18 protein-coding genes and 1 pseudogene are annotated in these 23,876 nt (G+C 59.7%); 5 read left to right on the top strand and 14 right to left on the bottom strand.

The genetic code is table 11. The features are described 5' to 3' along the window. Nucleotides 1–42 precede the first annotated feature (42 nt). The 5 genes from H1204_RS42895 to H1204_RS42875 all read right to left on the bottom strand — a co-directional run bounded on the left by H1204_RS42895 (nt 43) and on the right by H1204_RS42875 (nt 6,215). On the bottom strand, nt 43–393 hold the full coding sequence (locus H1204_RS42895) for a cupin domain-containing protein (protein ID WP_180736137.1): 351 nt from the start codon (nt 391–393) through the stop codon (nt 43–45). A 14-nt stretch (nt 394–407) separates the two neighbouring features. Then, a complete protein-coding gene (locus tag H1204_RS42890) occupies nt 408–1,790 on the bottom strand; it encodes an FAD-dependent oxidoreductase (RefSeq protein WP_180736136.1) in 1,383 nt (460 codons plus the stop codon). Nucleotides 1,791–1,827: 37 nt separating this feature from the next. After that, a complete protein-coding gene (locus H1204_RS42885) occupies nt 1,828–3,228 on the bottom strand; it encodes an amino acid permease (protein ID WP_180736135.1) in 1,401 nt (466 codons plus the stop codon). Between the two features lie 115 nt (nt 3,229–3,343). Next, nucleotides 3,344–4,813 carry a PucR family transcriptional regulator gene (locus tag H1204_RS42880; RefSeq protein WP_180736134.1) on the bottom strand — a complete coding sequence of 490 codons (1,470 nt, stop codon included), beginning with the start codon at nt 4,811–4,813 and terminating at the stop codon, nt 3,344–3,346. 628 nt (nt 4,814–5,441) lie between these two features. Then, the gene (locus H1204_RS42875) at nt 5,442–6,215 is read right to left on the bottom strand and encodes an MBL fold metallo-hydrolase (protein WP_180736133.1); all 774 of its coding nucleotides are present in this window, start codon (nt 6,213–6,215) and stop codon (nt 5,442–5,444) included. A gap of 402 nt (nt 6,216–6,617) precedes the next feature. Here H1204_RS42875 and H1204_RS42870 point away from each other — a divergent pair, with 402 nt between their 5' ends. From H1204_RS42870 to H1204_RS42860, 3 genes are all read left to right on the top strand, one after another. Further along, the gene (locus H1204_RS42870; protein ID WP_180736132.1) at nt 6,618–6,884 is read left to right on the top strand and encodes a hypothetical protein; all 267 of its coding nucleotides are present in this window, start codon (nt 6,618–6,620) and stop codon (nt 6,882–6,884) included. A gap of 55 nt (nt 6,885–6,939) precedes the next feature. Continuing rightward, entirely contained in the window at nt 6,940–7,587 is a 648-nt protein-coding gene (locus H1204_RS42865; RefSeq protein ID WP_180736131.1) for a hypothetical protein, read from the top strand. Between the two features lie 595 nt (nt 7,588–8,182). Further along, the gene (locus H1204_RS42860) at nt 8,183–8,524 is read left to right on the top strand and encodes a DUF4148 domain-containing protein (protein ID WP_243469101.1); all 342 of its coding nucleotides are present in this window, start codon (nt 8,183–8,185) and stop codon (nt 8,522–8,524) included. A 510-nt stretch (nt 8,525–9,034) separates the two neighbouring features. On the opposite strand, the gene H1204_RS42855 is transcribed toward H1204_RS42860, so the two are convergent. From H1204_RS42855 to H1204_RS42825, 8 genes are all read right to left on the bottom strand, one after another. Beyond that, the gene (locus H1204_RS42855) at nt 9,035–9,340 is read right to left on the bottom strand and encodes a DUF4148 domain-containing protein (RefSeq protein ID WP_180736130.1); all 306 of its coding nucleotides are present in this window, start codon (nt 9,338–9,340) and stop codon (nt 9,035–9,037) included. 297 nt (nt 9,341–9,637) lie between these two features. Continuing rightward, nucleotides 9,638–10,333 carry a CBS domain-containing protein gene (locus tag H1204_RS42850; RefSeq protein WP_180736129.1) on the bottom strand — a complete coding sequence of 232 codons (696 nt, stop codon included), beginning with the start codon at nt 10,331–10,333 and terminating at the stop codon, nt 9,638–9,640. Nucleotides 10,334–10,524: 191 nt separating this feature from the next. Beyond that, nucleotides 10,525–11,190 carry a response regulator transcription factor gene (locus H1204_RS42845; RefSeq protein WP_180736128.1) on the bottom strand — a complete coding sequence of 222 codons (666 nt, stop codon included), beginning with the start codon at nt 11,188–11,190 and terminating at the stop codon, nt 10,525–10,527. Further along, complete coding sequence (locus tag H1204_RS52110; RefSeq protein ID WP_243469100.1) at nt 11,171–11,587, bottom strand: ATP-binding protein; 417 nt, start codon at nt 11,585–11,587, stop codon at nt 11,171–11,173. The genes H1204_RS42845 and H1204_RS52110 overlap by 20 nt, the downstream gene beginning before the upstream one ends. A 121-nt stretch (nt 11,588–11,708) precedes the next feature. Further along, nucleotides 11,709–11,963, bottom strand: a complete 255-nt coding sequence (locus tag H1204_RS52105; protein ID WP_243469099.1) for an MASE1 domain-containing protein — start codon at nt 11,961–11,963, stop codon at nt 11,709–11,711. Between the two features lie 700 nt (nt 11,964–12,663). Continuing rightward, nucleotides 12,664–13,875 carry an NO-inducible flavohemoprotein gene (gene hmpA, locus H1204_RS42835; RefSeq protein ID WP_180736127.1) on the bottom strand — a complete coding sequence of 404 codons (1,212 nt, stop codon included), beginning with the start codon at nt 13,873–13,875 and terminating at the stop codon, nt 12,664–12,666. Between the two features lie 270 nt (nt 13,876–14,145). Next, nucleotides 14,146–15,003 carry a PA4780 family RIO1-like protein kinase gene (locus H1204_RS42830; protein WP_180736126.1) on the bottom strand — a complete coding sequence of 286 codons (858 nt, stop codon included), beginning with the start codon at nt 15,001–15,003 and terminating at the stop codon, nt 14,146–14,148. A 588-nt stretch (nt 15,004–15,591) separates the two neighbouring features. Next, nucleotides 15,592–19,482, bottom strand: a complete 3,891-nt coding sequence (locus tag H1204_RS42825; protein ID WP_243469113.1) for an AAA family ATPase — start codon at nt 19,480–19,482, stop codon at nt 15,592–15,594. A 322-nt stretch (nt 19,483–19,804) separates the two neighbouring features. Here H1204_RS42825 and H1204_RS42820 point away from each other — a divergent pair, with 322 nt between their 5' ends. After that, nucleotides 19,805–20,746, top strand: coding sequence for a hypothetical protein (locus H1204_RS42820; protein WP_180736124.1), 942 nt, complete (start codon nt 19,805–19,807; stop codon nt 20,744–20,746). 60 nt (nt 20,747–20,806) lie between these two features. On the opposite strand, the pseudogene H1204_RS42815 reads toward H1204_RS42820, so the two are convergent. Next, nucleotides 20,807–20,953: pseudogene (locus tag H1204_RS42815) on the bottom strand (IS6 family transposase); the annotation flags it as partial. Nucleotides 20,954–22,072: 1,119 nt separating this feature from the next. Here H1204_RS42815 and H1204_RS42810 point away from each other — a divergent pair. Further along, nucleotides 22,073–23,401, top strand: coding sequence for a hypothetical protein (locus tag H1204_RS42810; protein WP_180736123.1), 1,329 nt, complete (start codon nt 22,073–22,075; stop codon nt 23,399–23,401). Nucleotides 23,402–23,876: the final 475 nt, after the last annotated feature.

The raw sequence follows: 23,876 nt of genomic DNA, 5'->3' as shown, positions 1-23,876 counted from the left end.
ATCGCGAATTCGCCGTTCTCTTGCGATGCGCCCGGCTCAGGTTCAATAAATCGCGTAGATCTTGCGAACGGGTTCCAGTACATCCCAGCGCCCCGTCCAACCGGGCGGCAAGATCACGAGATCTCCACCGGTGATCTCGGCCACTTCCCCTGTTGAATCGTCGGTGAGCCTGGCGCGGCCAGAAATGATGTATGTGAATTCGGTATCGGGGCGATTTATCACGGGCCAGCCGCCCCGCTGACATTCCCATATGCCCAGATTGCCAACCGCCTCGGGCGCAAGCGTCTTCACAGCAATCTGGGGATCGCCGCTATCGGCCCCGGCGCGCTGGCCGGCTGAAGCGAGTCGGTCCGAAGCAATATCGGCGGCTTTGACGATGGTGAATCTCGTCATGTGTTACTCCTTTTTCAATGCGCACCCGTCAGCTTTTCAAGGACTCGTGCTGTACGCGATGGCTGGTTGGTTACACGTTCTTCAAAATCACTGAAGCCCGCCGCTGTGAGACCGCCATTGACGCCGATCCAGCGAAAAGGCTCCGGCTCCCACGCCGGTGAGCGATGGTTGACAACAGGCAACTGATTGATCTCGTCGTCGCAATCGAGAATCAGATTGCGCAAGATGCGGCCGGCCAGGTTACTCGTTGCGACGCCGTCGCCTACGTAATTTCCGGCCCAGGCAATGCGCGCCCTTTTGTCCATGCTCACCGTCGGGCACCAGTCCCGCGACACGCCGAGCGCGCCGCCCCAGCGATGCGTGATGCGCGCATCGGCGAGGTCGGGGAAGAACTCGAGCATGGCAGCGTGGATGTTGGCATGCACCTTGTCGACCAGGTCATCCTCCGCTGTAATCCTGGAGCCGAAGCGATATGGCGCGCCGCGGCCGCCAAACACCAATCGGCCTTCCGCTGTCACCTGTCCATACACCCTCAGATGGCGCATGTCGTTGAATGCCAGCCGATGATCGAGCCTCAGCCGCTGGCGAAGCGCCTGAGGCAGGGGCTCCGTCGCCAGTACCAGGGAGTACAGCGGAATGACGGAGCGGCTGTTCTCCGGCAACTGGCAGGAAAATGCCTCGGTTGCTCGCACCACCGTACTCGCCTTGACGGCGGCATGCGCGGTAGTCACCTGTCCGGGCGCGATATCGAGCGCGGCCGTCTTTTCGAAAATGCGTGCACCCATCGCTTCTACGACGGCTGCCAGGCCGCGCACCAGTTTGCCGGGATGAATCAGCGCGCAATGCTCGGTGTAAAGACCGCCCAGCACCCGCTCCGCGCCGATCCGCGTCGAGGCTTCCTTCGCATCGAGCGCGCGCCATTGATCGGGCAATCCAAAGCGAACCGACGCATCGACCGAGGCCTGAATCCGATCGAACTGCGGCTGACTGCGTGCAAGAGAAAGAAAGCCTTGCTTCGCATAATCGGCCTCGATGCCTTCGAGGTCGAGCACGCGTCCAATCTCGTTGACTGTCTCGTTCATCGCGGTCTGCAAATGCAATGCGGCGGCGTGCGAATACATGTGCGCCACACGTTCGAGTGAAATCGGAAATATCGCCGACGCCCACCCTCCGTTGCGTCCCGAAGCACCGAAGCCAACTGCTTCGCGCTCCAGCAGGACAATCTTTAGCGATGGCTGTGCCTTCAGCAGGTAGTACGCAGTCCATAGTCCCGTATAACCTGCGCCGACGATCACGACATCGGCCTCTTCTTCGCGGTCCAGCATGTCCCGCGCGCGCGAGGGTTCGTGCCACAGCGGGCGGTTTGGAAGTTGCGTCAGTTCTTGTGCGGATGGCATCCGTCTCTCCTACCAATCCAGGTTCTCGTTATGCACGTCACGTGCGATTTGCCGCCGATGGTGTCGCTGCCCGCATCTGCTTGCGCTTGCCCTTGACGCAAAACATTGGGTAGGAAGCCACGATGACGATCAGTGCGATGACGCTTTGCAGAAGGCTGATCTGGGTCTTCGGATCCAGCGCCATGCTGACCAGAACCGCGACGATGGTGACGGTCACGAGAATAGGCAACCACGGATGGCCCCACATGCGCAGCTTAAGGACGTCGCGACGTTCCCATTCGCCCCGCAGCTTGAGTTGTGACAGACAGATCATCAGATAGACGAACAGAAACACCGCGCCCGACGAGTTGATCAGGAACAGGAACACCGTGTCAGGCCAGAGCGCCGCGATCACCACGCAGCCGTATCCGACGAGTGTCGAAGCGATGACGCCCCAGGCCGGCACGCCACGGCGATTGACACGACCCACCCACTTCGGCGCTTCATCGTTCGAACTCAGGACCAGCAACAGACGCGACGATGTATAGAGTCCAGCGTTGAGCACGGACAGCACGGCCACGAGAATGACAGCTGTCAATACGGTTGCGGCGCCCGGGATGCCGATCTTCTCGAGCGTCGCCACGAACGGCGATTTGCCCGGCACGATGTCTGTCCACGGCTGAGCGACGACGATGAAGAACGCAGAGAGAACGAAGAAGATCAGGATGCGGGCCATCACCGTGTTGACTGCGCGGCGAACGTTGCGCTCAGGGTGCTCGGATTCGGCCGCAGCAATGGTCGCGACTTCCACGCCAGTCATGGAGAAGATCACGACCACGACGCCCGTGAACAGCTTGCCCGCGCCCTTGGGAAAGAAGCCACCGTGTGCGGTCAGATTGGAGAATGTTGCTGTCGATCCTGGCCAGAGATGAAAAACGTAGGCGCCCGCGATGATCAGGAAAGCAGCAATGGCGACAATCTTGACGCCCGCGAACCAGTATTCAGCTTCGCCGAATGATTTGACGGACAACAGATTGAGCGCCGTCATCATCGCCATCAGCCCTAGTGAGATGATCCAGACGGGAATGGTGGGAAGCCATGCATGGATAGTCTGGCCGCCGACCACGGCCTCGAAGCCGACCACGATCACCCAGAAGTACCAGTACAGCCATCCCATTGCATAGCCGGCCACGTCGCCATAAGCGAGGCGCGCATAGTCGACGAACGAACCCTTCATGGGTTGTGCTGCTGCCATTTCGCCCAGCATGCGCATGATCAGCGCGACGATCAATCCCGTGATGGCATAGGTGATAAATGCGCCGGGTCCGGTCGACGCAATGACTGCGCTTGAGCCTACGAATAAACCTGCTCCAATCACACCTCCGAGGGCCAGCATGCTGATATGCCGGGTTTTCAGAGCGTGTTTTAGCCGCGGATCGAGCTCCGTCTGGATAGGCATCGGTTGTCTCCTGGAAACGAGTTTGTCTTTTGTCACCTCCATTAAAAGCAAAACGCACGGGCCGGGCTATGCGTAAATTGTCGTCCTGAACGACGGCTTTTGTACAAATGTATGACTATCCATCTGACGATTTCAAAGGCGAGCCAGACAACAGATTGGCGGCCTTTCCCGCCTGAAGGGCGAGCCACAGGCGGGTGATGCCGTCGGTGGTGGTCGGTTTGACGCCCGTCAGTTGCTCGATATGTTTCAGGCGGTAGACAAGCGTCTGACGATGGATCTCCAGGTCGAAGGCGGTGGATTTCCAGTTGCCGTCGTTCTCGAGAAACGTCGTCAACGTCGCGAGCAGGGTGGTACCGTGGACACGGTCATACTCGATCACAGGACCGAGATAGCGGCCGACCAGCGCGCTCGCTTCGGCAAGCGACCTCGGCATCGTGATATAGCCAGTGTCGATTTCTCCGTAGCGCACCAGACCCTTTCGGGCTTCATGTGCCTGTGCCAGCGCAAGGCGTGCCTGGCGCACGCTCTCGCGAAAGCCGGCAGCCTCCGTGACCGGGCCGCTGATGCCGAGCACGGTGCCGTCGCCCAGGCCGATTCGCAGGCATTCGAGCGTGCCGGCATGATCCTGAGCCAGCGCGAGCAGCACGTCGTCTTCGAGCAGCAAGGGCGTGCGGGTGTGCAAAGGTGGCGCGTGATGGATCTCGGCTACGCTCCAAGGTCCTCGCTTTCCGGGAGAGATCGCGAGCACGACGAGCGTGCCCGTCAACCCGCGGCGCTCCAGCATGGGACGGAAGGAAAACTCAGCCTCGCCCATCAACAGGCTGCGCAGGAGTGCTGCGCCTTGTTCCCGCAGGTGGTCGCGGTCGATCATCATTCGTTCCAGCTCGATCTCAAGCAGGCCGAGAAAAGAGCGCACCAGCAGCGGATCCTGTAGCGCTTGCGCGTCTCGACGATAAATGACCAGGTCCGCTCTCGCCCGTCCGCCGATAGCGACGCGTTCGACAAAGACTGGATCGCTCTCGACAGAAGACGGCAAGGGGCTCGAGGCAACGATGATCGCGCCGCTGCGGGCATCTTCGATTGCCAGCCCGAGTTGCAACCGGTCCGATAGAACGGTCAGTCGTCCGGCCATGTCGGGAACTTCGCGCAGTGCGGTCGCATAAGTCTCGAACAGTTGTTCGCTGGCTCTGAAACGGTCGCGTTGAGCTTGCAGCACACTCTCGATCACATGCTTGGACAACTGCACGAATTCAAGCTCGAAGCTCGCTTCCAGCACCGGGAACATAAGACGGTCTGCCGCTTTGAGCATCTCGCGCGACAATTCCGGCGCATCGGCCTGGCGTGCGACGACCAATGCACTGGCATTGCTGCGCGCCAGTTTCTCCAGCCAGACAATCTGGTCCGATGCATTGCGCGGCAGGCCAGCACCCGTCGTCATGACAAGATTGCCCGCCGCAATCCATCTCCAGGGATCGGGCAGATCGACGGCATGGGCCCACGTGATGGTCCGCGTCAGTCCAGACGAGCCAGCGAGCGCCGCCAGTCTCAGGGAAGGGGTATCAAGCAACTCCTGCACGGTAATCATCGATTGCACTTGGTCGGTAGATAGAGGAGATGATCTGAACGCCTTCAAGGATCCCGTCGCCCGTCGTCGGCATCCGTTGTGTCAGGCGGTCACTTTGAAGCATGCCAAGCCAGAACCCGTTAAGCATGACATAGCGGGGCTATGAGCCTAGGGTCATCATTAAGCGACGTTGAGGTCTCCTTGCATGCCCAATGGTCGGAATCGTCGGCGCTGTAGACTAGACCACAACTATAACGATTGACAACACTGTTCAACTAAGGGCTGCAAGGGGGCCGTGCAATCATGGCTTGTTAGGAACGTTTGTCGGGGAAGGTCCGCAAAAGTCCTCGCGCTGATGCGAGTGTGGACTATCGTGGGACAGGATATTGCAAAAAGTGGCGCGATGGACCCAACGCGGTAATGACTGGATCAGTCGATGAGGCGCACCCGCTCCGATCGAGAAACGGCGCTGGCTGCCTGGAGGAGAAATGAATCCGCCCCCGGTGGCCGCTTTTGGGTAGGGACGAGCTGCTGAAGCGGCTTCGCCTGGGCGAGCGTGAATGGCAGCGGTTGGCCGACATACGCCAACCGTTTCCTTGGCGCGCGAAGTCCGGCCGGCAATGCACCCAGCGGCGGACCCGGCCAACCATCAGGTGCGTTTAGCCAGATAGGCATCGACCAACTCGACCAGTCGGTCCCGCCCGAAGCTCCCGTCGTGTCCAGCGTGGACCACTTGCACAGGCAATTCACGCAAGCGCTTCATCGTGCGCACATAAGTCGGAATATCCGCACCGCCTATCTCATCCAGCAGCGGGCCATCGTAGATCGCATCGCCCGAGAACAGTGTGCCGGATGCCGCTTCCCATAGGCCGATGCTGCCCGGTGAGTGGCCGGGTAGATGCAGGACTTCAAAATGCCGGTTGCCGAGATCGACGATGTTCCCTTCCTTGACGATTTCCGTGACCGTTGCGGCACGCACACGATAATCGGATATTGAGTAATCAGCGCCAGGAAGGGCCGTGATCAGATCGCCGTCGAAAGGATAACCTGCTTCGCGGTACCGGCGAATTGCTTCGGCGCCCAATACCGACGCCAGAAGGGTGCCTGGTTCACGCGGCGAGCGCAGGTTATCTGCCTCCAACTCGTGAACCAGCGTGTGCTCGAACTCATGATGTCCGCCGATATGATCCGGGTGCGTATGCGTGGCAACAGCGGTGACGTCCTTCTGCAGCAGGTGTTTGGCAGCATCCAGCAGACTGACGATACCCATTCCTGTGTCGATCATCAGATCCCGGTCGCGTCCGCGCACATGCCAGATATTGCAGCGCATCAGCGGCACGACGTGGGGTTCCCAAAGCAGGGTAATGTCGTCGCTGATGCGTTTGAGTTCGAACCATCGGTCGGCAATCGGTAACTTGGTCATGTGGGGTCGCTCACGGTAAGAGCTGTTACTTTGACACACTCCGCATGCACTTCGAGAGCGTTGAGACTGGCATCGTCGATTTGGTGCGAGAGGCATAACAACCATCTGCCGGAGCAGTCTGTCGACCGATGGTTCGGATGCTTTCTCGCGGACAGGCCGCTCGTCAGCGCAGATCGCGAGTCAGTGCCTCTCGCCGGATACGGGGTGTCGCGGCCGACTGTCATCGACCCTCAACAGCCACTCATCTGCGTCAGTGCATCTCACCCGCGGTGCGGGCTGAGTCAAGCGGTATCATCTCGGGCTGCTGGCCTTAACCCCTAAAGGACGTAACCGTGAAGAAATACCTCCTCGTCACATCCCTGTTGGCGGCTATGGCGCTGGCCGCATGCAGCAAGGGCAGCGATGAATCTGCTGCGCCCGACGCTGCCGCAGCCTCGAGCGCTGCTGCGAGCGAAGCCCCGGCAGCCTCAGCCGCCTCGGGTCCTGCCGCTGAGGCTGCTTCGGCTCCTGCGGCTGCTGCTCCGGGCGCAGGCGCTTCGACAGCCGCTCCGGTGCAAGCTGGCGGACATGCAGGTTTGCCGTCCGGTGTGCCGCACGGCGCAAGCCAGTAAAGCCGTCAGCCAGGTCTGGTACGAAAACGTACCGGCCGACGGCCAGTTTCTCGCCTGATATCACCGGCGACATCTGTTGAGCTCGTTTTCTAAACAACTGTGGGCAAACCATTATGGAAAACTTTTTATACGCCCACCTGTTAGACAGGTTCAACGAATATCTGAATGTTAAAGGGCAACCATTCGGGCAATTAAACAAGCCCTATTTTGGAATTAGTGATGGACGCGAAGGAGTCCAATGGAATCTTGCGATATACCCGAAGGAAGTGACAGCACGTGTAGGAGTCAATCTCGAGGGCAAGCAATACCGCGGTTGGCCGATTGCTACGCTAATAACATCCGAACTGGACATCCCGGCGTTACTACGACTCGTACCCGATCTGCGCGACCCTCAGAACATCACCCTACGATTTACTCGCGATGCGTGGCAGGTAACTTCGAGGCCGGAGATCCAGGAGAAGTATCTAGGTGGACGTGAGTTTTGCCTGTCCGAACTTACCGAGGATCTATGGCATACGATACTCACCGAAGCCCTCGGCTGCCTCGACAAGGACCGGAGATATCGTGGCCGAGGTAGCCAGGCGGTGACCTTAGTGAGAAAGGTTGGGCCGGATCCCGATTCGAGGATTATGGAGGTTACGCCTCACCTCACTATATCGACTCCAATTGATCCATCACGCGACTCGGGCGAAGATTTGTCATCTGCAATCGAGCGCCTAAAGCCCGTCCATGAATGGGCCTCGAAGGTGAGCGGCGAGTAGGGATTGGCGTTTGAAGAAAATCGCCAACCAGAATGTCACCAAGGCCAAGGACGGCAGCGTCTAAAAGTTCGGCACCTCGTTTACAGCACCTTCCCAGAACAAAAACAAAAATGCGTTCAGCGCTTAACTGAACGGGATTTGTCCCCGCGCCCCTTTTGGGCGGGCAAAAAAGCCCGTTTGCATCCCGATAAAATCAAAACCTTACATGGGGGGCTTTTGAACAGGGCTAATGCTGTGAAAAGCGATGGAGGTGGAGTCCGCGCACCTGATGGAGGTCACACACGACGGGTGAACGGGAGATGAGACGCCACCCGTCTGCGAACGTCGCTGGGATCTCCCTGCACCATCGATTGTCGCTCTCTCCCCTCTGCCGATCTGAAGCTCCCGCGCAGATCGGCTGCCGCGGCAGCCACACCGGCCTTCGTCACAGTACCATCGTCGCTACGCGCTCAACCGATACTACTCTCCTCCCTCCGCATACTCATCCAGCACGGAATCCGAGAAAAGAGCAAGATGTTTGTTTAAACGTGATGGACGCCGCCGGCGCCATGCCCGTTGTATCAGTCTCGTAGGGTTGCTCGCCTAAACTCCAGGGATGACAGAACTGGGCTTAACCGGGTGCAGTACGCAACAGGAGGTCATCGTGAAATCGGTCATTTTCGCAGTCGCCGCCACTTCCGCTTTCGCCGTATCGCTGGCGGCATTCGCCCAGTCGGACACGGCGCCCCGCACACGCGCCGAGGTGCGCGCCGAACTCCAGCAAATAGAACAGGCCGGCTACAACCCCGCGGCGGGTAAAGACAGGAACTATCCGCAGGATATTCAGGCGGCTGAAAGACGCCTCTCATACGGCGGCGTAAAGAGTGGATCATCGGCATCAGGATCGCCCGCGATCGCACCGGCCGATTCCTCGGACAACAAGGCCATCAAGCCGTAAGTGACGGGGCCCTTTCGCTTCTGCGGCCCCGGTCGGCAGGCCCAAGTGAGCCCGTCAGGTTTGCTTACAAGTGTGAAGCGACCGTTCGAGCGTCTGGCGCGCGCACATGCACTGGTGTCGAAAACTGGCCGGGTGCAGTCCCCATGCAATCCGCGTACACCGCCTGAAGCTCGCAAGTCGGCGACCGGCAGCAAGCGACCCTCTACGGACGTAGAACCCGGCGATACCTATGCGACCGCATTGAGCAGTACAACGCTCATCCCGTTATCTGCAGCGGCCGCCACATTCCGGGCCGGGGCGGGCCACAATGATCACTGGTGGGCTGTTGAAGCGGCAATGCCAGGCTTTAACACAATCAACACCAGCTCGTGAACAGCAGCCGGGTGGAGCGTATCGACGCGCCGGTCTCAGCGGCACACATCCAGCAAACCGTGTCACCAGGATCGATACGCGAGCCACCGATGGAGCCGGCCTGCAAAACCATGCGAGGCGGTTCGTCAACGCAATCGCTTACTGACCGAAGTAAATCGGCTGCAAGCCGGTAACAGGCGCGGGTGCACCAGACGCTGACGTCCCGCTGACCACACCACCGTAACTGCTTGCGCCGTTCTGCGCCGCGACGCGCGCTTCGGCAGCCTGGATATCAGCAGGATAGTTTGTATTGTCGCCGTCACCGACGTGATAGCCAGCCTGTTCGAGCTGGATGAGATCGGCGCGGACTTGTTCACGTGTCACGGTGCTGTTCGCTTGTGCGAACGAAATAACCGGAGTAGCCAAGACAGTAAGGATAACGACAGTTTGCACAAGGAATTTCATGATGAGCTACCTCCAACGATTGCGACCAGGGTGCGACAAGCCTCCTTATATGCAGCCGGCGTCAACGACCCATCGATGCAGTGAAGCACGAGGCGTTCAAGAGCGCTAACCGCACATCGGACTGACCCCAGCGGTAGGGGAACCGCCCCGTAACGCGAGTCCGAGCGGTGCCAAAGCAAGCCGTTTCACTTCGCTGATTTCCTCCTGTATCGAATGAGGCCCGGCTCAAAGCGAGCCTCTTTGCCTTGCGCACAGGACCGAGTCGAACACATGGCAACGGTCCGCGGTTGAGAGCGGCTACAGCGTTGGAATCACACCCGGAGACTGCAGCACGTGGCTCTCTACGCGTTTGACGCCGGGCACACCCTCGGCGGCGATGCGGATCGCGCGCCTTTCCTCGTCGGACTCGCTCACACCCCACAGATGGGCGACGCCGTCCTTGACGAGAACGCTCTGTTTTGGCAGCCCCCAGCGCTGTCCGTGCATTTCGCGAACGATCGCGTCGCGCAGGCTCGCATCGTCATGCGCTTGCCCGTCCACGCGCGGTTCGACGTTCGCGAGCGCGCGAATCAGGTTTCCCCGGCACACGATGCCGACCAGCTTGCCGTCCTTCATCACCGGCACGCGTTTGAGGTGCCGACGCTCCATGAGATCTGCAATCTGCTGGAGGGGCATGTCTTCAGCGATCGAAATCACCTGGTCGCACATGACGTCGCCCACGAGTCGACCGTGCTCCTTCACATACCGCGCAGCCTGGTCACGAGGCGACGACGCAAGAATTTCGAGCCACCACGGGCGCTTGCTGCTCCCTGTACCGTTCTCTACGCGATGCAGCAGGTCGCGATGACTGACAATGCCCACTACCTGTCCGTTCGCATCGACAACCGGCATACCGCCGATATGGTTGTCGACAAACAGTTTTGCAGCGTCGTGGATCGTCATGTCCGGTCTGGCGGTGACGACGGAGGGAGTCATGACGTCGAATGCGCGCATGATTGTTCCTTCGGCATTCCGCGGCGGGTCCCGTTCTGTTGCACCCGTCGCACGGTTTCGGCAGACGCACCGGAGGCAGACCGCTCGGTGCTGGGCACTTACGACTGTATTCGCCGACCCCATGCGCGTGAATAAGGCGCCCGTCTTAAAAGAGGCTAGGGGATTGCCTGATTAAGTGGGCGGGCACAGCCTTATTGGCTCTCGATCCACTGAATTGCGAACCGCGTCAGCTCCTTGCCGTTACGGATGTTCAGCTTTTCTCTGATATTGGCCTGGTGCGCTTCGATGGTCTTCACGCTCCGGCTCAGCTTCTCCGCAATTTCACGGGTGCTGAAGCCGAGGCCGATCAGGTGTAGGACTTCGAATTCCCGTTCCGACAGTCTCGCAATCGGGCCCTCGGGCTTTTTGTGAGGTACGGCAAGCGCCCGCGCGAGCTTCTCATGCATGGCAGCACTCATGTAAATATTGCCCGCCAGCACTTCGCGGATGGCGCTCACGACATGCTCAGTGGCCTCGAGTTTCATCAGGTACCCGTTTGCCCCGGACCGCAGGGCGCGTTCGGCAAAGAGGCTTTCGTCATGCATGCTGAGGACGAGGATTCCCAAATCTGGATAGCGGTGACGCAGAGTCTTGACAAGTTCGAGGCCGGAGTCCGTTTGCAGGCTAATGTCCACAATGGCCATGTCGGGCTGGCAGTCCATCGCCGCGAGCGCCTCTTCGGTGCTGCCCGCTGCACAGCAGACGTGCAGACCTTCTTGCAGATTGAGCAAAAGCGTCATCCCGTCCCGGATGATGGGGTGATCATCCACGATGAGGATTTGCGTCGCACGGCCTGGGCTAGCGCATTTGCTGTGCATGGCCGGAATCCTCCGGTAGCGGATAACTGATGGCGACGGTGGTGCCGCCCAGGCCGTTGCGGGTCACGGTGCAGGAGCCGCCCAGCAGGCTTGCCCGGTGACGCAGGCTGTGCAGTCCAAGACCCGCGGCACGCTCCATTTCTTCCGGGCCGATGCCTACCCCGTCGTCACTGATGGAAAGTGTCTGCAGACCGCCCGCCCGCTCGAGGTCAACCCAGATGTGGTGGCCGTGACAATATTTCAGCGCGTTGTTGATGGCTTCCTGTGCTGCACGGTACCTGCAGCAGCGGGTCGAGCAAGTCCATTTCAGAAGGGCCGCTGCGTACCCAGCGAGCGGCACCAGGCCACCTTCTAGCAGCGCGGTCGTGCCGACCAGCCCACTGATTGCCGTACTCATCACCGCAGCCAGACCGATGAGGGCCAACACGTCATTGACGCGGCCAAGGTCACCTGGAATCGGGTCACGCGGTTCAGCAATACGGCTGCCGTCAACGGTCCAACCATGGACCCGATGCCTATCAGCGCGGCCACGACTGGAGGCACGCCCCCCACATGTTGGCCAGGAAAGAGCCAACGGCAATTCCCGGGGCAACTTCGATGCCCAGAGCGAGCAGCGCAACGAGAGCGATGCCGCTGGAGGGCCATACAAGAGAGATTGCGCCGCCCACTACCGCATAGGAAAGTCCTAGCTTCGCACCTGCGAAATACGCCACTGCAACAATTCCGGTGTGCAGGATGAGGCTGAACCTGGAATTGTCCCGAATGGTGGCCATTGTTCGCGTCAAATACGGAAGCCGGAGTGCGAATCCGCTACGTGCTACCTACGCGTGAACGTGGGGGAGTCGCCCGTCTGTCAGTGAGTCACCTGGCGATTGTTCCCCTCCTGACTTCTTGATTGTGCTGGCAGCCACCGCGTTAATCAAACACTACACAGCGCGCCGCGTGCGTGAAGTACTTCAATTTTCGGTAGAAGCCCGATGACGGTCACCAACGCCGCAAGCATTGAACCGCTAATGTCTTCAGGGCGCAATCCGGTCACAGCTCCCCTTTCAACAACGTCAAGTTCTACGCTCGATGGTGCGTGCACGACGACCTTCGCTCAAGCCGTGGTTCGCCGTCGCATCGATGCGCAAAGCCCGATCGCTGACGGCACTAGCCAACTGGGTGATCCTTAGTGAGGATGCAGCGGTCGCTCCAGGATGGCTAAGATCAAGCGAACGAATGTCTCCCTTTGGGCCGCATTGAGACTTATCCATTGCGCGCGGCACCAGACGGCCACCGGCTCGTGTTCCAACTGCCAGCCGACGGCGGTGAAACGTGCAAGTCGCTCCTCGAACCGGCCATCGCCGGTGACAACTTTACTTCGCGCGGTCGAAACCCTTGTCTTGCGAGACTCCCCCGTCCTCGGTCAGTCTCGTGGTCGCGAATTGACCATAACGGTGAGAGTTCTAATACGGTCTACGCCAGTCGTGCTTATTCGGCGAACAGGTCTGGACCGAACACTTCGTAGTGAATGCGAGCGTCATGGATGCTGAGCTCCTTCAGCGCGTCATGTTGCATGCGCATAAAGGGGATCGGTCCGCAGATATAGTAGTCGGCGTCCGGCAACAGGATTGAATTCTTGATCAGATTGACGTCGACGAAGCCTGCGTGATCGTAGTCACGGCCCTGAGTATCCTGAGGTAGCGGCTCGTCATAAAACACAATCAGGTGAAAATTGGCATGCGCCGCGGCTGTCTCGCGCAGCCGGTCACGCATGGCATGCACTGCGCCGTTGCGAGCACCGTGGACAAATACCACCTGCCGCTGAGGATCCTGTATGGCTTTCTTGAGCATGCTGATCATCGGCGTCAGCCCCACGCCTCCGCTGATCAGCACGATAGGCGTGCTGGCGCTCACATCGATATGAAAACTGCCATATGGCGCGGCCAGCCTGACCTCGTCTCCGACGTTGACGTGATCGTGCAACAGGCAGGAGACATAGCCTGGCGGGTGCGCACCGCCGCTCTCGCGTTTGACCGAGATGCGATAGCTGCGTCCGTTTGGCACATCCGAGAGGCTGTACTGCCGAATCTGCTGCAAACCCAGAGCCGGCACGTTCACGGCGATACTGGTGTATTGCCCGGGTTCGAAGTTGGCGACGGGTCCGCCATCGGCCGGTTCAAAAACAAAGGAGGTGATGACGCTGCTTTCCGGCCGCTTCTCGCGAACAACGAAGGTGCGCCACCCGGTCCAGCCGCCCAGCCTCTCCGCTGAGCCTTCGTACAACTCACACTCCATGCCCATCAGCATGTCTGCCAGGTTGCTGTAGGCCTGTGCCCAAGCGGAAACAATATCCTCGGTCGCCGCGGTCCCGAGCACGTCCTTGATGGCGCCAAGCAGGTGCTCGCCGACGATCGGATAGTGCTCCGGCATGACGCCGAGGCTCGCATGCTTGTTGGCGATGTTTTTCAGTACTGCCGTCAGGCTCGCGGGATCCTCGATATTCTCCGCGTAGGCATAGACGGCACGCGCCAGCGCCTGCTGTTGCTGCCCCTGTTCCTGATGCGCCATGTTGAACACATTCTTCAGTTCAGGGTGGGTCTCGAACAGGCGCTGATAGAAGCGCTGGATGACGGCGTAGCCATATTCGGCCAGAACGGGCGCGGTGGCCTTCACGATGTCCTTCGTTCGCTGCGTCAGCATAACCGGGCTCCTTCACAACGCCGGGGAGCGTCCCCGCCTTAGCTCAAGTCTATACAACGACGGCGCGTTTGATGATACCGAGTCGGCCCGGCTCGAGCCAAAAGCGGCGGCCTAGAGCAGACTGGCATCGGTTGACGATATCTCCGTTGAACACGTCGGGGGACGAACGTGTGCCTGATCGAACCAGATGAACACAAGGATTTTTCGCGACCCTGCAGCGCAACGGATTGGCAGAAGGAGATTTCGATCTTCGGGGGACATCGAGCACGGTTACCGGCCTGCGCTCAGTTCCTGCTGTCGCCGCACTCGCGCGTCTTCCTCAAGACGTGTCGCTTCGAGTTCCTGCAGCACGCCGTCGAGGTCCACAGGTCGCGTGTCGACTTCGATGCGACCGGTCAGTTCGGCATCGACATGCAGCCGCCCTGCTTCGAAGAGCGCCCAGATCTCCGTGCCATAACTCGCGGTGAGTATTTGCGGTGCAAACCGTCCGAAGTACGCGGCCAGGTTGTCGACGTCTCGCTTGAGCATCGAGGCGGCTTCGTTGTTGCCGGCTGCGTCGACCGCCTGTGGCAGATCAATGATCACCGGTCCGTCCGCTGCCAGCAGGATGTTGTATTCCGACAGGTCGCCGTGAACTACGCCCGCGCAGAGCATGCGGACAACCTGGTTCAGCAGCAGCGCGTGCAGTTCGAGGGCGCGGGCTTCCGTCAGATCGACGTCGTTGAGTCGTGGTGCGACGTCGCCTACCTCGTCGATCACCAGTTCCATCAGCAACACGCCGTCGGTACAAATATAGGGCTGCGGCACGCGCACACCTGCGTTGGCGAGCCGGAACAGCGCGTCCACTTCGGCGTTCTGCCATGACGCTTCCTGCATCTGACGGCCGTAGCGCGTACCTTTTTCCATCGCCCGCAACTGCCGGCTGTTCTTGACCTTGCGACCGTCCCGATACGATGCGGCTTGCCGAAAACTGCGCTGCTTCGCGTCCTTGTAGACCTTGGCGCAACGCGTCGATTCGCCGCTGCGCACGACATAGACTGTTGCCTCCTTGCCGCTCATCAACTGGCCAATGACTTCGTCGATAAGTCCTTCTTCGAGAAGCGGTGCAAGTCGTTTGGGTATTTTCATGCGATCGTCGGCCGCAGTTCGTGGAACGTGCATTCCACGCGCGCGGATGGCGAACGCCCCACTACCGTATGCGCGACCAACAAACCGATGAATCGAGAAGCCGGTGCCGGCGGCCGTAAGCTTGCTGCGTGGGAGATGGATGGAGTCATGCCGGATTATAAAGGGTGACCGCGGACGAGCCGGCGCAAATCTTCTGGCGACTGCGTAGATGTGCATTGCGCCGCCGTTCCAGACCGCTCCCGGCCTGGCATGACGGGCAGTGGTCCACTTCCACAAAAGACTGCGGGATCACGTCTGTCTTGGCGACGATTGGCGGATACCTGGAAAGCGGCATACCATGCAGATTGAACCGCTGGATCCGCTCAAAGGACAAAGCCGTCGTGGCAATGATTCTTTGAGGCTTGCGTTGAATGCACCATACGCATGTTTGTACGCTGTTACCTCAGCATGCTGCCCTGGATCGTTGACGGAATCGCTAATGGCGGCATGGGTCTCGCCAGTTCCCAATGGTCGCCCGTGTCATGTGGGTGGAGAATCTGTCTGGAGATGCCCGTTCGCCTAACCAGCCGGGAAGCTGCCAATCTCTCGCTATCGATTCGTCAAATCGTGCAGGAGTGCATGGGCCGTACGCACATCGGCTAGTCCGCTTCGTTCCCTGATGCTTTCACACGCGGGCTGCAGCACCGCATATGCATCTTCAATGTCACCTGAATCCGCCAACTGGCGCGCAAGGCTGATCGCCGCCCGAAGACGCGGAAGCCCTGCGCCCTGCCTTCGCGCAACCGTGATCGCCTCGCGCAAGGAGGCGAGTGCTTCTTCCCGCCGCGCGTGGGATAAGGCGACGAGCAATTCCGCCTTTACGCGCAGCATTTCCGATAGCTGGAAGCGTCCGCCATGCTGATCGACTGCGGCAAGCGCCCGATCGATCTCGTTGAGTCCGGCCGCCGGTTCGCCCGCCCGGCCCAGGGCTTCGCCAAGCAATGCGTTGAAATACGGCAGCCCCATTTCCGCACCCGTTGCGCTAATTGCCGCGATGCCTTCTCGCATTCGTTCTATGCCTTCGTCGAGATCCCCGAGTTGCGCCAGCGACCAGCCCAACTGGAATGTCCCCTGCGACAACAGTAGAGGCAACACGTACTCCTCGCATACCGCGATTTCCCGCTCTGCCCACTGTCTGGCCAGTTCTGGCTCGCCGCGCAGCATGTGGGCAAAGCTGCATGTCCAGTATGCAAGCGCAGTCGTGAGTGGATGACCGAGATCTTGTGCGAGTTCGAGCGCATCGTCACAAGTCGAAAGTGACTTGTCCGGATACCCGTGCAGGCACTGCACCAGCGCGGTGAAGCACCGGCAGCAGACACCCGGATCGTGTCCGGAGTATTTGAATGCCAGCGCGTGATCCCGCTCCCGCTCGTAGATTGCCTTCCCTCGTGAACTGTGAAACTCCGCCGCGGCGTATTCGCCCATGAAAAAGCTGTTCGTCCAGAACAGATGGTGCGTCTCGAGATGCATTCCGTGGTCATGTGAGCCCGCCGTCAGCGCCGCGCAGCGATTGCCGAGCTGGCGGGCGATTTCAGACTCGCCGCGGATCATTCGATACTGACCTTCGCCTCGCAGCACCGTGAATAGTTCACCCTCGTCTCCAAGCTCCTCGCACAGCACTCTCGCTTGCGTATACGCGTCCAGTACCTCTTTGGCCGCCCAGCCCTTCGCCGCCATCATGGTTACGCCGAGGACCTTCTGATAATCGAGTTCGTGCCTGAGCAGCGCCGGCGTGCGAGGCAACGTATTGATTATTTCGAGCCCTCTGTGCAGGTACTCTGTCGCCGGCTGATACGCCGACCGTTGAAGCGCTTTGCCTGCGGACCGGTAGAGATAATGAAGCGCCTTGTCCCATAGTTCGCCAGCAAGCGCGTGATGCGCGAGCTGCTCGACATGCTCGTCGAGACGCTGCGCGTGAAGCCGCTCGATGACTTCCACAAGCTGTACATGCATCGAACGCCGTCGCTCCTTGAGCACGCTTGCGTAGGCGACACGATGTGTCAGCGCATGCTTGAAGGTGTATTTCTGGTGCGGCAACAAGCGCGTCTGATAGACGAATTCTGCCGCCTGCAGATCACCCAGCAGATCGAGCAGCTGTTCGCGGTCGAGATCGGCAACCTGCTGAAGAAGATCGACAGGAAACTCGTCACCGATCACAGCCGCCATCTGCAGCAGGGTTTTCTGCTGCGCGGACAGCCGGTCGATCCGCGAGGCGAGGACGGCATGCACGGTCGATGGAATCTCGAACGTCTTGATGGTTTGAACCATCCGGTAGGCCCCCGTCCGGCCGATCAATGCACCCGCATCGGCCAGCGCACGAACCGACTCCTCGAGGAAAAGCGGCGTGCGTCCCGTGCGCTCGATCAGGCGCCGTCGAAGCGCTGAAAGCAGAGCGTCGTCGCCGAGCAGCGATCGCAGGAACAGTTCCGCGCTTTCGGCGTCGAGACTTTCCAGGCGCAGTTGGGAAAAATAGCTCTTGCCGAACCATGCGTGCCGATATTCGGGTCGATGGGTCACGATCAACAACACACGCGAAGCGGCGATAAAGTCGACGAGATGATCGAGCACCACCTGGGTGCCGTCATCGCTCCAATGCAGATCCTCGACAACGAGTATCAACGGACGCTTCTCACTCGCACGGATCACAAGAGAGACGATCGCTTCAAGCGTGCGCTTGCGTTTTTGCGGTGGACTCGCCATCTCCCATTGCGGATCTTCCGGCGGCAGGTCGAGAAGGGCTGTCAGCGGGGCGCGCATCGATGCGAGTGCCGGGTCGATGGCATCGACGCCGCGATGAAGCCGGTCGGCCGCCTCAGCCAGGGTATCGCGCTCGCCAATGCCGAACCATGTCCGCAGCAGATTGGCGAGCGGCAGATAGATCGCGCTCGTGTCGAGCGAGGACGTGCCCGTCTCGAGTCTCGTCCAACTGGTCGCGTGTGCCGAGTTGACAAACTCATGCACGAGACGGGACTTGCCCACGCCCGGCTCGCCAACGATCGCGCACACCTGGCCAGCGCCACGTCCGGCGCGTTCGAGCATGCCCTGCAAAGTGGCCAGCTCCGCATCGCGGCCGACAAAACGTGTCAGTTCGCGAACCGTGCGTGCATTCCAGCGAAGGCGGAGCGCGGACTTTGTACGCAGGATGAAAATCTCGACGGGAGCAGAGGTCGCCCCGGAAAGCAGCCTTACCTGACGATCCGACAGTTCGATAAAGCCTTCGGCACAGCGCACAGTATCGGCGCTCACACCGATTTCTCCGGCAGACAGTGCGGCATCGATCCGGTTCGCCAACTGCGGTACGGAGCCAAGCGCGTCATAGTGCTGCGAACGGTTGTCGCCGATCGTGCGGACGACGGCCTCGCCCGAATGTACGCCGATCCGCGCATCAAGATGCCGGCCCGTGAGGGCAGGAATGCCTTCGCGCATCGCGAACGCAGCATAACAAGCCCGCACCGCGTGGTCCTCTTGTGCGACTGGGGCGCCGAACAGGGCAGTCACGCCATCGCATCTGAACTGGGTCACCCGGCCGCCAAAACGGTGAACGGCATCGACCATTGCCTTCAGCACAGGGTCGAACTGCTCGAGCGCCGTCTCGGGATCCGTATCGCTGACAGGCTCGCGCACGCGCGCGCAGAGCACGCTCACCTGCTTGCGCTCCGCCGGCAAGACAGTTGAGATGTCCGCTGCGCACTCAGCGCGCGATGCGCTCCCGCTCTGCACGGCGCCCGGTCCAGCAAACGCGGCGCTCGCGGCAGGCTCGCTATGTCTGCCTGAATCGTGATGGATCTGGCTAGCAAGACGTTGCGTTTCCTCGGCAGGCGCAATGCCGAGTTCAGTATTGAGCACGCGGACGCACTCCTGATATTGCCGAACAGCAGCGTCGCGACGTCCCGTGCGCAAATACAGTCGTATGAGCGCCGCGTGAGCCCATTCGAGCAGCGGGTCCAAAGCCAGCACTCTACTGGCCACGGAAATCGCGCGATCGAGTTCCCCAGATTGTTCCCAATGGGAGACAAGTTCGGCGAATACCTCCACAGCGCGCTCATGAAACCAGCGGCGCTCGACGGTCATCCACTGTTCGAAAGGTTCTTCGCGAAGGCCAAAACCATCGAAGAGCACGCCTCGATAGAGCGCGACGGCCTTCGCCATTGAATCGTGAGACGGCTCATTCGCAAGGTGGGCGAACTGTAGCGCGTCGACTTCCACGAGATGTGAGTCGAGCCAGACAGCGTCTGCCTCCGCATTCAACAGCGGGGGCGCGTCCGGTAGCGTCCTGCGTAAGCTCGACAGTGTTTGCCGCAAACTGGCTCTTGCCTGTTCTTCCGCACTGCGCTCCCAGAACACGCTCGCCAGTTGCTCCCGGGAGCGCAGCATGCCCGGCGATAGCGCAAGGTAAGCCAGGATGGCTTTGCTTTTCCTCGTGGGAAAGTCCAAAGGCACAAGCTTCCCAACAAGTCTTATGTGCAAGCCACCGAAAACTTCGATCATGAGCCGGGTCATGTCGTGCGTCAGCTGAAGTTTTAGCCTTCAAATAGTTTACTCTCCGGTACGCGACATTCGGGCAAGCCACGCGGACTTCTCGCCCCTTCCATTGCAAGTCTCCTTTTTTACGGTGTTTTTACGCGGCCCGGCACGCTCTTCACGATCCAATGACGTCCGGCAACGATAGTTGGATCGTGGCGATGCCCTACGCCCGACGCGGCGAGGGAAGCCACTGGACGTATGAGGTATCCGTGAATCACGATGGAAGGAGATGTTTCAAATGGAAACCATGACTAACGGGCATCAGCTCGAGGCTGACCGCTACGCGAAATGCATCGCTGCGTCGAAGCGCGTTCGCTGGGATATCGACCGCGACGTGATTCGCGGCCGACACTTTGATTTCACGAAGAAGTTCTTGCCGGACGCTCTGTCGAAGGTCGATTCTCTCGGCTTTCTCGACTCCGACGAGCAGCGCCTGCTTAGTCAGATTCAGGGCCGCACGTACGCGAACATGTTTGGTCTCGTCGAACGCTTTATTGCAGCAAAGGTAATCGATATGAGCGGCCCATACCGTCTCGGCGACCAAAGCGCGCTCGAAGCGCTCGTCCGGTTTGGCGATGAGGAAATCAAGCATCAGGAACTGTTTCGCCGCATCGAACAGATGTGCGCCGAAGGTATGCCGTCCGGCTACACGTTCTTGCCGGAGGCAAACAGCGTGGCCTCGTTCGTGCTTGCGAAGTCCACTTGGGCAGTGATGGCGCTGACGTGTCATATCGAACTTTTCGTGCTTGCGCACTACCGGGGCAGTATCGATATGGATTCGAATTCGTCTGAATTATGGAAGGATGTATTTCTCTACCACTGGCGAGAGGAATCACAGCATGCGATTCTCGACGAACTCGAATGGCGACGTGAAGACGCAAGACTTTCGCCTGAAGAGCGCGACGAGGCGGTCGACGATCTGATCGAACTGGTCGCCGCCGTTGACGGCATCGTGCAGACGCAGGCTGACGCGGACGCTGATTACTTTGCAATGGTCTGCGGACGATCGCTGTCGATGGCCGACAAAGAATCCGTACGCGCGAGTCTGCTTGCAGCGTACAGGTGGCAATACATCATTTCGGGGGTGCAGGAACCCCGCTTCGGTCAGATCCTCAGCGGCCTGATCACCGGAAACCAGATGTCTCGAATCGAAACTGCTCTGGCACCGATCACGAGTTAGCGCACACGACAGTGCTGGCCGCAAGCTGCACCGCTTCGGCCGGCATTTAGCTGTTGTCGGAATCGGACCAAAGCACGAGAGATCCTCCTGCGTGAGATTCAGGTCGAGCAAGCCGCGCATGCGACGCTCGCGTTCACGTGCAGGTTGATGGCTGTTTTCCGCTCGGTTATCAAGCCGGGCTACAGCTTTGACGAAGACGTGCTTCACCATATCGCAGCCAGAACTTGTTTGATCAGTGCGGGCATGCTTCAGCAAATCTTCAGCGGATCTGACTATAACGGTTGATGCGACCTGTATTACCTGCCGGGAATCTTCTTGCGCAGCGCGTTGCGGGCTATATCTCGAATCGGCTCTGTTCGATTGACGGTTTGATGGTCAACGACCTGACGGCTGTTGAACGCTCATAGACCAGCTTTCATTTTTTTGCTCCCCTTCGCCGTGAGTCTTCAATCAGACGGGTGGTAACGGAATAGCCGTGGAAGAAGGCTATTTTCTGATGCTCAAGCCATTGCCGGCCGGCTCACACACGATTCACTAATGGTGGCGAGTTCGATATTCCTGCTGGACGACCGCTTCCCCTTTCGATACTGGTCCTGTTGCTCGGGACGCACGACTCTTTCGAGGTTGCTGAATAGCAAAAGACGGTTGCTGGCGCTGACCATGTCGATGCGCCTGCTCAGGCATACGAAAAAGTGGGCGCGGCCATTCAGACGCTGAGGAGGAGGTCATGCTGTATCAGGAGCAGCTAATAAGCGCATGCGTGATCGCGGCCCTCGATACCGCTGCCGACATGGGCGGCTCCCTACTTGCAATGCGCCTGCGTAATGCACCCACGCTTCGTACTTGAATATTCGTGAATCGACCCACCGGCGTGTTCAGCGCGGCCGTAGGCGAGAGACGGCGGGGCAGCGACATTGCGATAAGTTTTCTATCATGAGCCAGTGGGCTACGAAAACGTTGCTATCCACGCGGCCGACAAATCGGACCATCGGACGAGCGGTCGGACGCGGTGTTGGCATGCTTTTTGGTCAGACCTCAATGTTGGCGCGAGACATGCAGACGATCGCAATGGCCGCCGCGAGTCTGCTTGCGGTCGCAAAGCTCAAGCGATCCCGTCAAGTACCAACCGTTTGCAGAGGTCTGGCATAAGGACTTCTGAAAATCGGCGTGCCTGGGCGAATGCGGCTTGCGCAGCAGCTTGGCCGGTCGGGTTCTAGCTGGCAAGCGTAAGCAGTTCCTCGTTGAACAGGAACTGCGCATGAAATACCCCGGGTGCCTGCGACGGAGTACATGGCCCGCCCCGCCACGGCTGGCAAGGAGGTCGAGATGTCTCACGAACTCTACATCCAGGTACTTAGCGCGATGTTCCTGTTCTGGAATGGGGCGCGCATCCTGACGTACCTTCCGACCATCGGCAAACTCCTCGCCAGCGAAGCAGACGTGCGCAGCCACAGTCTGCTCAGTTGGGGTAGTTGGGCTATCAGCAATGGCACGTTCGCACTCATGCTCCTCGAAATGAGCCGGGGAATTCCAAACGGGATGTTCTGGATGAATCTGGCCAATACGCTGATGTGCGTGATCGTTTCGGTCATCATTCTCTTCAGGAGGTTCCCTCGGCTGCATACAAGTGTGAGCAAAGTCGATCGAAAGATCACGCGAAATGAGTCGAGGGCTGGCGCCATGTCCCTGCAGCCGGGGTTGCTGCATCGGCGTGCAGGTAGCCTTGCTGTCGGCGCCAATCTTGCTGTTGATCCAGTGCCGGCCGCACCGACTACGTGGTTTGGACGCCCCGAGCTTTGGGTTGCGTGGACGAGCGCATTGGCCTTCGGGGTCGCAGGTGCCATTACGCTTGATGTCTGGCCCAACCATCATGATCAGAGCGCCTACGACGTATCCAAGGCCAGCACCGAGGTGCACGGGACAATCGAACCGGTATCGCCGACACAACAAGTGTCCTCGTCGGGTCCGGTCACGCCATCAACCACACCTTCTGCTCGCGCAATCGCCCATACCGAACTCGCCACTCCTTCGCCTTCCACTTCGTTCGAGCGCCGCGCGGCACCTTCCCGGGGTTCTGCTGCAGGGCGGCCAGTTGCAGGGCGGCCTGGCAAAGCGGGCGGCGGCGTGCCCCAAAATCGCGGGAATTGGGCGTCGCACTTTATGGCGAGCGTGCGGCAGGCGCTCGGGATCCCCCGATCTGCACCGCCAAAGCGACAGATGTCTTCGCCCGGTCGTAGTGCACCGCCATCGTCGGCTTCTTCTCGCGGGACTGGGGTTTCCCGCGCTGAGATTGCCCGCCACGTACCTTCCCCTCCGTTCGATCACGGCGCTGCACCGTCCCGGGATTTCGCTGCATCGCAGTTTGCTACGGGGCGGCCTGGTCGTGCGGGCGATTTCGCGACGCAGGATCGCCCCCGTCCGGCGCGACCCGTTCCCGTGTATGAAGCGCCGCCAACCGTTGTGTTTGAAGCGGCTCCCGTAGTCGAATACGCGGGACAGCCAGGCGTGTATCAGGAGCCCCCCGTCATGTACGCGCAAGCACCCGATGCCTACGGTCACGGATATGCGGGCGAGTACAGGGACCGTCGGCAATGGCACGACAATGGCTTGCACAAGGGCTGGAAACATCATCAGCACGAGGAGGACGGCGATTGATGCCTGCCGCCCCTCCGCTATACTCAACGCAATGTGCTCTCGAATCCCGGCTGCTTTGTACCGGCGAGTAAATTTTTTCTGCCTGACGCCTGGCTTCCAATATTTATTCGTCATCCTGAACGTTTCATGGATAGTAGAGATCGCTTGGCACCGGACGATATCCGGCAAACTCCAACTCCTTAAGTTCGCGTAGAACTTGCGCCCGAGTGATCTGATGGGTCGTGGATTGCGACATGGTTTGTGCGTACAAACACGTTGAAGTCAACAACATCGCTGCACCACTGATCAGCGAGCCCGGTACGGACCTGATGGAAAGCCAGTCAGGACAGTCAGTAAAACGAGGATTCATTTAAACTCTTCCTTGACGAGGCGAAGTGGACCAGGCGGTTCAGCAACTGAGCCGCTGAGCATGTAACGTAGCGGCGCTGGATTCGTTCGCGCCGCAACGAGGGGCGCGACGACCACATCGCGTGTT

This window comes from Paraburkholderia sp. PGU19 (genome assembly GCF_013426915.1).
Classification (GTDB): Bacteria; Pseudomonadota; Gammaproteobacteria; order Burkholderiales; family Burkholderiaceae; genus Paraburkholderia.
The sequence above is the reverse complement of the archived record's forward strand: the minus strand, read 5'-3'. Positions and strand labels throughout refer to the sequence as shown.

Bases quoted from the DNA above. Each gene is read 5' to 3' on its own strand.
- H1204_RS42895 (WP_180736137.1), bottom strand. From the start codon at position 393: ATGACGAGATTCACCATCGTCAAAGCCGCCGATATTGCTTCGGACCGA.
- H1204_RS42890 (WP_180736136.1), bottom strand. From the start codon at position 1,790: ATGCCATCCGCACAAGAACTGACGCAACTTCCAAACCGCCCGCTGTGG.
- H1204_RS42885 (WP_180736135.1), bottom strand. From the start codon at position 3,228: ATGCCTATCCAGACGGAGCTCGATCCGCGGCTAAAACACGCTCTGAAA.
- H1204_RS42880 (WP_180736134.1), bottom strand. From the start codon at position 4,813: ATGATTACCGTGCAGGAGTTGCTTGATACCCCTTCCCTGAGACTGGCG.
- H1204_RS42875 (WP_180736133.1), bottom strand. From the start codon at position 6,215: ATGACCAAGTTACCGATTGCCGACCGATGGTTCGAACTCAAACGCATC.
- H1204_RS42870 (WP_180736132.1), top strand. From the start codon at position 6,618: ATGAATCTGCTGCGCCCGACGCTGCCGCAGCCTCGAGCGCTGCTGCGA.
- H1204_RS42865 (WP_180736131.1), top strand. From the start codon at position 6,940: ATGGAAAACTTTTTATACGCCCACCTGTTAGACAGGTTCAACGAATAT.
- H1204_RS42860 (WP_243469101.1), top strand. From the start codon at position 8,183: ATGACAGAACTGGGCTTAACCGGGTGCAGTACGCAACAGGAGGTCATC.
- H1204_RS42855 (WP_180736130.1), bottom strand. From the start codon at position 9,340: ATGAAATTCCTTGTGCAAACTGTCGTTATCCTTACTGTCTTGGCTACT.
- H1204_RS42850 (WP_180736129.1), bottom strand. From the start codon at position 10,333: ATGCGCGCATTCGACGTCATGACTCCCTCCGTCGTCACCGCCAGACCG.
- H1204_RS42845 (WP_180736128.1), bottom strand. From the start codon at position 11,190: ATGCACAGCAAATGCGCTAGCCCAGGCCGTGCGACGCAAATCCTCATC.
- H1204_RS52110 (WP_243469100.1), bottom strand. From the start codon at position 11,587: ATGAGTACGGCAATCAGTGGGCTGGTCGGCACGACCGCGCTGCTAGAA.
- H1204_RS52105 (WP_243469099.1), bottom strand. From the start codon at position 11,963: ATGGCCACCATTCGGGACAATTCCAGGTTCAGCCTCATCCTGCACACC.
- hmpA (WP_180736127.1), bottom strand. From the start codon at position 13,875: ATGCTGACGCAGCGAACGAAGGACATCGTGAAGGCCACCGCGCCCGTT.
- H1204_RS42830 (WP_180736126.1), bottom strand. From the start codon at position 15,003: ATGAAAATACCCAAACGACTTGCACCGCTTCTCGAAGAAGGACTTATC.
- H1204_RS42820 (WP_180736124.1), top strand. From the start codon at position 19,805: ATGGAAACCATGACTAACGGGCATCAGCTCGAGGCTGACCGCTACGCG.
- H1204_RS42810 (WP_180736123.1), top strand. From the start codon at position 22,073: ATGTCTCACGAACTCTACATCCAGGTACTTAGCGCGATGTTCCTGTTC.